This window comes from Chryseobacterium sp. CFS15 (assembly GCF_031118795.1).
GTDB lineage: Bacteria > Bacteroidota > Bacteroidia > Flavobacteriales > Weeksellaceae > Chryseobacterium > Chryseobacterium indoltheticum.
Window position 1 is genome coordinate 201,825 of sequence record NZ_JAVHYL010000008.1, and the last position, 12,303, is coordinate 214,127.

The 12,303-nt window shown below is 34.5% G+C and carries 13 protein-coding genes and 1 tRNA gene; all 14 read left to right on the top strand.

Features of this window, described 5'->3' with window-relative positions; all coding sequences use genetic code 11:
- Window positions 1-8 precede the first annotated feature (8 nt).
- Window positions 9-710 (top strand): 4-hydroxy-tetrahydrodipicolinate reductase, encoded by a 702-nt coding sequence (dapB, locus tag OH814_RS14185; RefSeq protein ID WP_308828594.1) that lies wholly within the window; start codon window positions 9-11, stop codon window positions 708-710.
- Window positions 711-831: 121 nt separating this feature from the next.
- On the top strand, window positions 832-2,475 hold the full coding sequence (gene lepB / locus OH814_RS14190; RefSeq protein WP_308828595.1) for a signal peptidase I: 1,644 nt from the start codon (window positions 832-834) through the stop codon (window positions 2,473-2,475).
- 64 nt (window positions 2,476-2,539) lie between these two features.
- Window positions 2,540-3,154, top strand: coding sequence for a WbqC family protein (locus tag OH814_RS14195; protein ID WP_308828596.1), 615 nt, complete (start codon window positions 2,540-2,542; stop codon window positions 3,152-3,154).
- Between the two features lie 83 nt (window positions 3,155-3,237).
- Complete coding sequence (locus tag OH814_RS14200; RefSeq protein ID WP_308828597.1) at window positions 3,238-4,923, top strand: S8 family serine peptidase; 1,686 nt, start codon at window positions 3,238-3,240, stop codon at window positions 4,921-4,923.
- A gap of 126 nt (window positions 4,924-5,049) precedes the next feature.
- Window positions 5,050-5,547, top strand: a complete 498-nt coding sequence (locus tag OH814_RS14205; protein ID WP_308828598.1) for a lipocalin family protein — start codon at window positions 5,050-5,052, stop codon at window positions 5,545-5,547.
- An 18-nt stretch (window positions 5,548-5,565) separates the two neighbouring features.
- Window positions 5,566-6,255, top strand: coding sequence for an OmpA family protein (locus OH814_RS14210; RefSeq protein WP_076561131.1), 690 nt, complete (start codon window positions 5,566-5,568; stop codon window positions 6,253-6,255).
- 110 nt (window positions 6,256-6,365) lie between these two features.
- Window positions 6,366-7,277, top strand: coding sequence for a UbiA prenyltransferase family protein (locus tag OH814_RS14215; protein ID WP_308828599.1), 912 nt, complete (start codon window positions 6,366-6,368; stop codon window positions 7,275-7,277).
- A gap of 2 nt (window positions 7,278-7,279) precedes the next feature.
- Complete coding sequence (locus tag OH814_RS14220; RefSeq protein ID WP_308828600.1) at window positions 7,280-8,596, top strand: FAD-binding oxidoreductase; 1,317 nt, start codon at window positions 7,280-7,282, stop codon at window positions 8,594-8,596.
- A gap of 1 nt (window position 8,597) precedes the next feature.
- On the top strand, window positions 8,598-9,323 hold the full coding sequence (locus tag OH814_RS14225) for an SDR family NAD(P)-dependent oxidoreductase (protein ID WP_308828601.1): 726 nt from the start codon (window positions 8,598-8,600) through the stop codon (window positions 9,321-9,323).
- Window positions 9,324-9,330: 7 nt separating this feature from the next.
- On the top strand, window positions 9,331-9,918 hold the full coding sequence (locus OH814_RS14230; RefSeq protein WP_115621379.1) for an HAD-IB family hydrolase: 588 nt from the start codon (window positions 9,331-9,333) through the stop codon (window positions 9,916-9,918).
- A 24-nt stretch (window positions 9,919-9,942) separates the two neighbouring features.
- A complete protein-coding gene (locus tag OH814_RS14235; RefSeq protein WP_308828602.1) occupies window positions 9,943-10,413 on the top strand; it encodes a hypothetical protein in 471 nt (156 codons plus the stop codon).
- Between the two features lie 3 nt (window positions 10,414-10,416).
- Window positions 10,417-11,592 (top strand): cysteine desulfurase family protein, encoded by a 1,176-nt coding sequence (locus OH814_RS14240; protein WP_308828603.1) that lies wholly within the window; start codon window positions 10,417-10,419, stop codon window positions 11,590-11,592.
- Window positions 11,593-11,663: 71 nt separating this feature from the next.
- A complete protein-coding gene (gene trxA / locus OH814_RS14245; RefSeq protein ID WP_034682284.1) occupies window positions 11,664-11,981 on the top strand; it encodes a thioredoxin in 318 nt (105 codons plus the stop codon).
- A 131-nt stretch (window positions 11,982-12,112) separates the two neighbouring features.
- Window positions 12,113-12,186: transfer RNA gene (locus tag OH814_RS14250), tRNA-Asp, on the top strand.
- Window positions 12,187-12,303 lie beyond the last annotated feature (117 nt).

A 12,303-nucleotide genomic window follows, 5' to 3' on the forward strand; every position in this document is an offset into this window, starting at 1 on the left:
AAAATTTTATGAAAATAGCGTTAGTTGGATACGGAAGAATGGGGAAGATTATCGATGAGATTGCCTTAAAAAGAGGTCATGAAGTTGTTGCCCGACTGAAAGAAACTCCGACTGCTGAAAATCTTAACAATCCGGATGTCGTGATTGAGTTTTCACTTCCTGAAGTGGCATTTGATAACATTAAAGCTTGTCTTGAAAATAAAATTCCGGTGATCTGTGGAACTACAGGCTGGCTGGAAAGAAAATGTGAAGTTGAACAATTAGCCGTTGAAAATGAAACGGCGTTTTTATATGGTTCAAATTTTAGTTTAGGGGTGAATTTATTTTTTGCTTTAAATGAAAAACTGGCTGGTTTGATGAAGAATGTTGATGAATATTCTTGTCAGCTGGAAGAGATTCATCATATTCACAAATTGGATGCCCCAAGTGGAACCGCAATTTCTCTTGCTGAAGGAATCATTAAAAACAATGATAAATTTGATGCATGGAAACTGGAAGAAACTCAGGAAAAACAATTAGGTATTTTTGCCATCCGTGAAAATGAAGTTCCGGGAACTCACTCTGTTTATTACAGAAGTGAAGTAGACGAGATCGAAATAAAACATACAGCGTACAATAGAAACGGCTTTGCTTTGGGAGCGGTAGTTGCTGCTGAATGGATTAAAGATAAAAAAGGAAACTTTACAATGAAAGATGTTTTAGGACTCTAGATTTGTAACAAAATTCCTACATTGCAAACTAATACGAGTACATCGTGAATAGTCAATAGTGAATCTATTACTTATTACACATTGCTCATTAATCATAATTACAGATTAGGCACAAAAATTTATGAATTATTTTTTAACGTATACAGTTTATGTTCTCATTTTATCAGTATTGATGGGACTTTCCACTTGGAAGCTGTTTAAGAAATTAGGGTATAGTCCGTTATTCGCATTTATACCTTTCTATAATTATTTCATTATACTTAAAGAAACGAAACACCCGAAATGGTGGGCGATTTTATCATATTTACCGATTGTTGGTCCTATTATGATGAGTGTTTTTCATTTGTATTTAATGAAAAAGTTCGGGAAAAATTTATTCAAAGATCAGTTATTGACGGTAATTTTACCGTTTATCTATATGGCAACGGTAAATTATTCTAAAGAAACCGAGCTTGAGGATGAAAATGATTTGTATTTAACGGAAGAAGAAAAAAACGCAAAAAAGAAAGATACCTTCATGGGATCAATCACTTTTGCGGTAGTTTTCGCAACGATCATTCACGTTTTTGTTACACAGCCTTTCGGGATTCCTACCGGTTCAATGGAACGAACTTTACTGGTTGGCGATTTCCTTTTTGTAAATAAATGGAGCTACGGTTACAGATTACCAATGCGTCCTGTAGCAATTCCTTTCTTACAGGGAACAATTATGGATACGGGAGAAAAAGGAAATCCTAAAGATGATCCTAAATCTTATGTTGAAGGAATAAAATTACCATACGAAAGAATTTTCCAATTCAGCAAACCTCAGAGAAATGATATTGTCGTTTTCAACTATCCAAGAGATTCTGTGCATACTTCACTAGACAGAGCAGATCCTTATGTAAAAAGATTGGTTGCGGTTGCAGGAGATACTTTTGAGATGAGAGATGGTAGACTTTTCGTCAACGGAAAACCTGAAACTGTTTTAGGAGATCAGGAAGTTCAGCACAGATATATTGTAAACACAGGAAGTCAGTTAGATATTCCAAGTTTATATAATACTTTTGGATTTTTACCTGTTCAGGAAGGGCAAAATGAAAAAGGAGGATTTGTATATTATTTTCAGGGTCTAACTGCAAAGACAGCTGCTGAAATTAAAAAACTTCCTCAGGTAATTGATATGCAGGAACATATTCAGCCGAAAGGTGAATCAGCTATTGCGTACCGTGATGAGACAAGAACCAAAATTGATACTACGAATTCTATATTTCCGATTAACAGTGGATGGAATCAGGATCAGTATGGCCCGTTAAAAATTCCTAAAAAAGGAGATGTGGTTACAATAAACCAACAGACATTCCCTGAATATCAATGGATCATTAAAAACTACGAACATAATTCATTAGAAAATAAAAACGGTAAATTTTTCATCAACGGAAAAGAAACAAATCAGTATACAATCCAGCAGGATTATTATATGATGGTGGGGGATAACAGAGATGCTTCTCTTGATGCGAGATTCTTTGGTTTTGTTCCTGAAGAAAATATCGTTGGAAAACCGATGTTTACTTGGATGAGTTTGCAGGGAGCGTTTAAGGATTCAAGTTCTTCTTATCAGGCTCCATTTAAAATCCGTTGGGATAGAATGTTTAAAGCAACCAATACCGGAGAAGCCGACAAAACTTCTTATTGGTGGATTGCAGCAATGATTCTTGTTCTTTTCTTTGGCTGGGAATATTTTATGAAATTATTCGGAAAGAAGAAAAAAGAAGACGAGATATAATTAAAATTAAAAATAAATAAAATGAAGTGTTTGAAAAAATGCTTCATTTTTCTATATAATAGTTATGCAGAATATATTATTACCGGTGTTTTATTTACCGCCAATTTCATGGTTTTCAGAATTTTTGAATCCTGAAAATGAAGTTGTATTCGAACAGTTTGAAACTTTTCCGAAGCAGACCTTTAGAAACCGTACCAATATTTATGGTGCTAATGGAAAGCTTTCATTAATTATTCCGATCAATCACAATGGAAGCCGTGAATTTAAAAATACAGAAATGTCTTATCGCGAAGATTGGCAGAAGCTTCATTGGAAATCTATTAAAACAGCCTATCAAAGTTCTCCATATTTCGAATATTATGAAGATAAGCTGATAAAGCTTTTCGAAAACAAAGAAAAATTTCTATTAGATTTTAATATCAAAAGCATTAAGATTATTTTAGATATTTTAAAAACAGAAAAGGCATACTCTTTGAATAAAGAATATATCAAAAATCCGGAAGAGGTTAATTTTAGAGAAAAATTTTCTGCGAAAATACCTTCAGAATATGAGATGAATGAATATTATCAGACGTTCTCAGATAAAATGGGATTTTTGAATGATTTGTCGATTGTGGATCTTATTTGTAACAAAGGCCCGGAATCGATGACTTATATTAAACATATTAAAAAATTATAATCAGAGAAAGCTGTATAATTGGTAAAATGCCGATAGATATTGCTTTTGTGGATGATTATTAAATTAATAAATAAATTCTACATATGAAAAAGGTAATGTTAGCCGCTGTTTTTTTAGCAGGCTTTACTTATTCATCAGCTCAGCAGACTCCTGCAGTTGATCCAAAAGAAAATAAAGATTTAATGACTTGGTATCATAAAGATTTTGCGACGACAAAAGTTTATGGTGTTAATACTGAAAATGCATACAAGTTTTTAGAATCAAAAGGTTTAAAACCTAAAACAGTAGTTGTTGGTGTTTTGGATAGCGGAGTTCAGGTAGATCACCCTGGCTTGGTGAAAAATATGTGGAAAAACCCTAATGAAGTTCCAAACAATGGTAAAGATGACGATGGAAATGGATACATAGACGACGTTCATGGATGGAATTTTATCGGTGGAAAGAACGGTGACATCGGAATTGATAACATGGAAGTTACCAGAGTTGTTGCAAAATACAAACCTGTTTTTGAAGGTGATAATTCGACTCAGAATAAAGCAAATCAGGCAAAAATGCCGGAGGAATTTGCCATGTATATGAAGTCTAAAGAGCTTTTTACTAAAAAAAGTATTGATGCAAGACAGAGTTTTCAGCGTTATTCAATGATCAATGATGCTATTCCTTCAATGGTAGCTGTTTTAGACGGTAAACCATTAACGGCTGAAAATATAAAAAACAGAAAGCCATCAACCCAGCTTGAAGCGGTAGCATTGGAAGTTCTTACCAATGTAGCTAAAGATCCTGCCTTCGCCGGAAAAACACCTGCTGAGATTGAAACATTAATGAAAACTGAAATGAAGGGTGCACTCGAACATTTTGGTCCAATGGCAAAGCAATATGATCTTAATTATGATCCTAGAGCAGAAATTGTAGGCGACAATTATAATGATTATTCTGAAAGAATTTATGGAAATAATCATTATCAAGGCCCGGATGCAGAACACGGAACACACGTTTCAGGAATTATTGCAGGTCTGCCGCAAGGAAAAGAAGTACAATACGGTGTGGCATCAAGAGTTGCAAAAATAATGTCGGTAAGAACTGTTCCCAACGGTGATGAAAGAGATAAAGATGTTGCCAACGCAATAAGATATGCAGTAGACAACGGAGCGAAAATTTTAAATATGAGCTTCGGAAAACCTGTTTCACCAGGTAAAAATGTAGTTTGGGATGCATTTCAATATGCTCAGGATAAAGGTGTTTTGTTAGTAAAAGCTGCCGGAAACGAAAATGAAGATGTTGCAGAACATTTGGCTTATCCTACCAACTTTAAAAATATTACAGACGAAGCACCTTTTGTTAATAATGTAATGGTGGTTGGCGCAAGTACCAACAGAAATAACGAATTGAGAGCCAGCTTCTCAAATTACAATAAAAAAATGGTGAATGTATTTGCACCGGGAGAAGAAATTTATTCTACGATTCCTACCAACGATTACAGTTATCAGCAAGGAACGTCTATGGCATCACCTGTAGCAGCAGGAGCAGCGGCGGTATTGCTTGCTTATATGCCAAATCTTAAACCTGCACAGATTATTGAAGCTTTAGTGAAAACAAGCAATGCAAGTACAGAAAATGAATTCGGAGAAAAATCTCAGGCAGGCGGTGTAATCGATGTGAAAAAAGCAGCAGAATACGCTTATACTAATTTCTACGACGGAAAATCGAATACTGTTAAAACAAAAACTGTTAAAAAATCGAGACCGGTTAAGAAATCTGTAAAGAAATAGTAATCAAATACATTTAAGAAATAATTTATAAACAAGCCTGAGTTTTTCAGGCTTGTTTTTTTGAATAAATAAAATTTGGCACGGTTTTTTGTATTATCTTTAATGTTAAAATAATAAAACTACAATATGAAAAAGCTATTACTTGCAAGTATAGTGGGAACCTCACTTTTTGCAGTGTCTTGTTCCACAGTGAATAAAGCTAAAAATGCACAAGCCGTAAGATCAGAATTTCTAAAAATGAAAGGTGATTGGCAGATTGTAAGTATCGACTACGATAAGGCTTATAAAATTAAACCTTTCGACGAAGGAGCAGATGCACAATGCTTTGTAGGAAGTCACTGGAGATTTATTCCAAATAATTATTCAGGTTCTTATACATTAAACGGCGGAGGATCTTGCCCTAAATTTATACAGCCGATTAAGGTAGATATTAAAGGTGATGTTTTCACTTTCAAAAAAATTGTAGACGGTACAAAAGCAAAACAAAATACAGCTGGATATACTCTAAACGTAGTTAATTCTATGACTGACCAGTTTTCTTTAGAGCAAAATATTCCATTTGAAGGAAGTTCTGTAAAAGTTGTTTACAACTTCGAAAGAACAGGAATGGACTATACTAAATAATAAATAAAATATTTTAAAATGAAATTTAATAAAACATATATCGCAGGATTATTTTTATCATCAGCCTTGTTGCTAACAAGTTGTGAAGCCGTACAAAATTCTAATCACCAACAAAGAGGTACTGCAGTAGGAGTTGCTTCAGGAGCTGTAATTGGTGGTGTACTGGGTAACAATGTGGGTAAAGGTAAAAATGCTGCATTAGGAGCTGTTTTAGGTGGTATTATCGGTGGTGTTGCAGGTAACGTTATCGGTAATAAAATGGATAAACAAGCAAAAGATATCAAAGAAACTTTGCCTGGTGCAGAGGTAGAAAGAGTAGGAGATGGTATTAAAATCACAATGAATGAAAGTATTGTTACTTTCGCATTTGATTCATCAGATCTTACGGCTCTTGCTAAAACAAATCTTGATAAATTGACTAAAGTTTTGGTTGATAATCCAGATACCAACATCAATATTTACGGACATACTGATAGCAAAGGAGCAGATGATTACAATCAAAAGTTGTCAGAAAGAAGAGCAAATTCTGTAAAATCTTACTTAATGTCTAAAGGGATCGCATCAAGCAGATTATTTGCTTTAGGAGAAGGAGAGGCGATGCCTGTTGCTTCTAATGATACTGATGCAGGCAGAGCAAAAAACAGAAGAGTTGAGTTTGCGATCACAGCAAATGAGAAAATGATTAACGACGCTCAGCAGGGTCAATAGTCATTTAACATATATATATTATTTCTTAAACCGCTTTGGCGGTTTTTTTGTATTTTTATACCTGATTTTTTTGTCGTAAAATCACTATTTTTGCAATCGAAACCACATAAATGAAGAAATATTTAAAATTACTTCGGGTAGAACAATGGGTGAAGAATCTTTTTGTTTTCGTTCCGCTTTTTTTCTCTGGTAATGTTAAAAATTTAGATTTACTTAGTAAAAGTATTTTTGCATTCATCATATTCTCTCTGGCTGCAGGCGTTGTTTATATTCTTAATGATTATAACGACATCGAGGCAGATCAAAAGCATCCCGAAAAAAGACGGCGCCCGCTTGCGAGTGGAGCTGTTTCAAAGAAAACGGCAATAAGCATTTTAATAGGATTAATCATTGTAGATCTGGCATTGATTTTATTTGCGCAATACTATTTTAATACCCCAATCTGGAAGTTTGCATTCATAATCGTGTTTTATTTCGTGATGAATCTTGCTTATACATTTAGGCTGAAGCACGTTCCCATTATTGATATTTTTATCATTGCAATTGGTTTTGTACTTCGTGTACAGGCGGGTGGTTACATTACAGGGATCTTTATTTCGCAATGGGCAACTTTACTGACCTTTGTTTTGGCGTTGGTTCTTGCAATAGGCAAACGACGAGGTGAGCTTATTAATGCACAGGTTTCAGGGAAAACAAGAAAATCTTTGGATGGATACAATGTGCAGTTTGCAGATATTGCACTTTCTATTTCAGTGACGTTGGCGATCGTTTGTTATCTTATGTTTACGCTTTCGCCGGAGGTTCAGCTCAAATCGCATTCCAGTATTTTTTATACCGTAATATTTGTTGTTTTTGCATTTCTAAGATATTTGCAGCAGACATTGGTTTATAATCGTACAGAATCTCCTACGAAGATTTTGTACCGAGATCGGTATATTCAGATTACCTTGGTGATGTGGGTTATCTCGTTTTTAATATTGATCTATTTTAAAGAAAGTATTCATAATTTTAATCTACTGTAATTATGAAGCAAAATTTCATACAAAAAGTTACAAACTGGGGCAATTTTCCCATCGTAGAAAAAGAAATGAAGTCGGAAGACAGCTTCAGGAAGATTAAAGAATTTGTTCTGAATAATAACGAAGTAATCGCGAGAGGAAACGGAAGATGTTATGGTGATGCTTCATTAGGCGAGCATATTTTTTCCACTAAAAAATTAAATAAATTCATCAGTTTTGATCGTTTAAACGGAATTATCGAATGTGAGTCTGGTGTTTTGTTATCTGATGTTTTAGAAATATCAGTTCCGCAGGGATATTTTCTTTATGTTACTCCAGGGACAAAACTGATTTCAGTGGGCGGAGCAATTGCTTCTGATGTTCACGGAAAAAATCATCATTCTGAAGGTTGCTTTTCAGAATATGTGCTCGATTTTAAACTGATGACAGAGAATGGCGACATCATAATCTGTTCTAAAGAAGAGAATTCTGAGAAATTCTATGCTACAATCGGCGGAATGGGACTTACAGGAATTATTCTTTCAGCAAGATTTAAGCTTAAAAATATTGAAACAGCATACATTCGTCAGGAAAGTATAAAAGCTGAAAATTTAGATGAAATTTTTAGGCTATTTGATGAAAGTGAAAGCTGGACTTATACGGTTGCATGGATCGACTGTCTGCAAAAAGGAAAAGATATAGGAAGAAGTATTCTGATGAGAGGTGAGCATGCTTTTGCCCACGAGATTCCTCAGAAGTTTTCTAAAAATCCGTTAAGATTAAAGAAAAAGTTTTCTCCGACTGTTCCGTTCTATTTTCCCGGATTTGTCTTGAATGCTCTTACTGTAAAGCTTTTTAATCTGTTATATTATAAAAGACAGACAAAAAAAGAGGTGAAGAATATTATTGATTACGAAACTTATTTCTATCCGTTGGATGCTGTTAATGATTGGAATAAAATTTACGGTAAATCAGGGTTCATCCAATATCAAATGGTGATTCCGAAAGAAAATGGAAAAGAAGGGATGAAAAAAATTCTTGAAACCATTGCCAACAGTGGAAACGGTTCCTTTCTTGCCGTTCTGAAATTATTCGGAAAAAATAATCCTGAAGCATATAATTCTTTTCCAATCGAAGGATATACTCTTGCGTTAGATTTTAAGGTAAATTCTAAGCTGAAAAAGCTGGTCGAGCAATTAGATCAAACCGTGCAGGATTTTGGAGGCAGAATTTATCTTACCAAAGACAGCATGAGCAAATCTTCGCTTACCGATTATCTCAAAAACGTAGAAAGTTCAAAATTTGTGTCTTTACAGCACAAAAGAATCTTAAATAATAAGTAAAATGATAGTTCTCGGAAGTACATCTGAAGTGGCACAGGCTTTTGTGGAAAAAGCCTTGCAGGAAGGCGAAAAGTATGAAAGAATTTATCTTTTTACCTCAAACAAAGAAGCAACGGAACGTTTTGCAAAACATATCGATGTGAAATTTTTGCAGCAATCTGAAATTATTGAACTCGACTTGACGAAAGATATTAATTATTTTGATTTTGACCACGTCAATTCAAATGTCCTGTTCTGTGCGACCGGATATTTGGGGGTAAGTACCGAAGATGGCCTGTACGACAATAAAAATACAGAACGGATTATTGATATTAATTACTCAAAACTGGTTCCTGTAATGAATTATTTTGCTCAAAAATTTGAAAGCAAAAGATCAGGGACAATTATTGGCCTCTCGTCGGTTGCAGGAGATCGCGGAAGACAGAGTAACTTTATTTATGGAAGTGCAAAAGCAGCATTCACAGCCTATTTGAGTGGTCTTCGTAATTATCTTTTCGAAAAAAAGGTGCATGTTTTAACCGTAAAACCTGGTTTTATGGCAACAAAAATGACAGAAGGTTTACCATTAAATCCGAAACTGACTGCAACGCCAAAGCAAGCTGCAGAATGTATTTACAGCGCATTCAAAAAACAAAAGAATGTTGCATACGTTTTACCGATTTGGGGCGTTATAATGTTGATCATCAGAAATATTCCTGAGTTTATATTTAAAAAATTAAAGCTTTAACTGTAGTATGAAAAAATTGTATTGTTTTGATTTTGACGGAACTATTACTTATAAAGATACCATGTTTATGTATCTTAAATTCTACAATCCTTCCAAGTTCCGGGTGCAGTTTTTGAAGCATATTCCACTTTTTATTTTATTAAAACTAAGATTGGCTGAGACCGAAAAAGTAAAAAGAAGTTTCATTGGTTCTGTTTTGAAAGGGCAACTTCAGTCTAAAATAGAAGAAAAATCGAAACAGTTTTTTGAGGAAAATTATCCTAAAATTGTCAGAGAAAATGCTTTAGATTTTATTAAAAATATAGATAGAGAAAATACACAGAGTCTTTTGGTAACTGCCTCGTTAGATATTTGGGCTAAACCATTTGCCGAAAAATTACAGATGAATCTTGTTTCTACAAAGGCAGAGTTCAAAAATGGGGTTTTTACAGGAAACTTTATTGGTAAAAACTGCAATGGAAAAGAAAAATTAGAACGTATAAAAAAAGAAATTTCAGACTATAAGTACGATAAAATCATAGCGTTTGGAGATACTTCAGGAGATAAGCCAATGCTGAAATGGGCAAATGAAGGTCATTACCAATTTTTTCATTAATTTTGAAGGATTAATAAAAGTAAAATGAATAAACTGCTGATTTTTTGTTTTGCAACCCTGATGAGTTGTACAAGCACAATTGCACAAAAATCTGATGATATGCAGAATAAAGGTGAAATTATAATGTCTGAATCGCAAGGTGGTGCCGAGCAGGCTGGCTTTGTAATTATAAAAGATGAACAGGAGTTTCAGAATATAATAAAATCTAAACAGGGAACATCGCTTGTAGAACTAGGAAGTGAACCTGTCGTAAAGTATCCCGCATTTCCTGTTAATAAGAAGGTAGTTCTGTATAATATAGGCTCATTCAGGGCAGGTGATCATACCGTAAGAGAAATAAAAAATATTTCTGTAAAAGATAATGTGCTGTATGTGGAAGTTCCGATGCGTGAATCGGGCGGAATGCAAATTCAGGTACTTTCAAACCCTTGGTTTATTTTCTCAGTCCCTTCAAATTATCAATTCACTTCAGTACAATTAAAACCTTCAAACTAAAAAATGAATAAAATATATTTAGATAACGCTGCTACAACGCCTCTTTCAGAAGAAGTAATCGATGCAATGGTTGATACCATGAAAGTGAATTTCGGAAATCCTTCTTCTACACACAGTTTTGGTCAGGAAGCAAAAATTCTTATAGAAAATGTAAGAAGGCAGGTTGCAGATTATCTACATGTAACTCCGGCTGAGATTATCTTTACCTCTTGCGGTACAGAATCTAATAACATGATTATCAAATCAAGCGTTGAGCATCTTGGTATTGAAAGAATCATCAGCTCTCCGATGGAGCACAAATGTGTTTCTGAGAGTATTCTGGATATGAAAAACAGAAAAGGTGTTGAGGTTGCTTACATTCGTCCCAATGAAAAAGGAGATATTGATTTAGCTAAACTAGAAGAATTACTTAAAAGTTCAGATAAAAAAACATTGGTGAGCTTAATGCATGCCAATAACGAAATTGGAAACATCGTTGATATTAAGAAAATAGCGCAGCTTTGCAAAGAAAACAATGCGCTTTTTCATTCTGATACCGTACAGACGATGGCACACATGAATCTCGATTTTTCAGACATTCCTGTGGATTTTGCATCTTGCAGTGCTCATAAATTTCATGGTCCGAAAGGAATTGGTTTTGCTTTTATTAGAAAATCTAGCGGTATGAAAGGTATTATCACAGGTGGTCCTCAAGAAAGAAGCTTGAGAGCAGGTACCGAAAATGTTGCAGGTATTGCTGGTTTAGGTAAAGCATTGGAGCTTTCATTAAATAATATGGAAGCTTATACGGAACACATGCAGAATATTAAACAATATACAATTGACAGGGTTTCTGCAGAAATTCCAGACGTTAAATTTAATGGTAGAAGTTCAGAAGCAGATAACAGTTTGTACACTTTGGTAAGCCTTTTACTGCCTTACAAAAATCCTTTAATCGGATTGCAGCTTGATATGAAAGGGATTGCCGTTTCTCAAGGGAGTGCATGCTCATCTGGAGCTTCAAAACCTTCAATGGTGATGATGATGGTGCTTTCCGAAGAAGAAATGGATCACTGTACTCCTTTGCGTGTATCTTTCAGCCATATGACAACAAAACAAGATATTGATGTTTTTGTAGATGCTTTGAAAGAAATCTCTCAAGATTTTGTTATAGAAAATACAAATGTTGAGCATAGATAAGCTTTTCATTTTAAAATGGTAATTTTGACTCAGGAAATTAAATAGAATATTAATAATTAAAAGATAAAAAAATGGCTTTAGAAATTACGGATAGCTCGTTTCAGGAAACGGTTTTAAAATCAGACAAACCAGTATTGGTAGACTTTTGGGCAGTATGGTGTGGACCATGCAGAACTTTAGGACCGATCATCGAAGAAGTTGCAACAGATTTTGAAGGAAAAGCTGTCGTAGGAAAAGTAGATGTAGATAACAACCAGGAAATTTCTATGCAATACGGAATCAGAAATATCCCTACAGTTCTTATTTTCAAGAATGGTGAGGTAGTAGATAAATTGGTTGGTGTAACGCCAAAAGAAGTAATCGCTGAGAAATTAAGCGCACACTTATAAAAAAAATCATTTGATAATGAATGCTTTCCGTTTTGGGAAGCATTTTTTGTTTCTAAAGATTTGCAGAATTGCCAAAAATTTGTATTTTTGCAATCACAATAACGGAAGATACTTCTGAAAGTTGTGAAAAAGATCCGGTAGTTCAGCTGGTTAGAATGCCGCCCTGTCACGGCGGAGGTCGCGGGTTCGAGTCCCGTCCGGATCGCATAAAAAGCTTTAAAACATTTGTTTTAAAGCTTTTTTTATTGTTGTATTTGGGAGGACAATTTTTATAAATCATTCAATTTGCTGTAATAATGTTGTGGATTGGTAACGATAAATC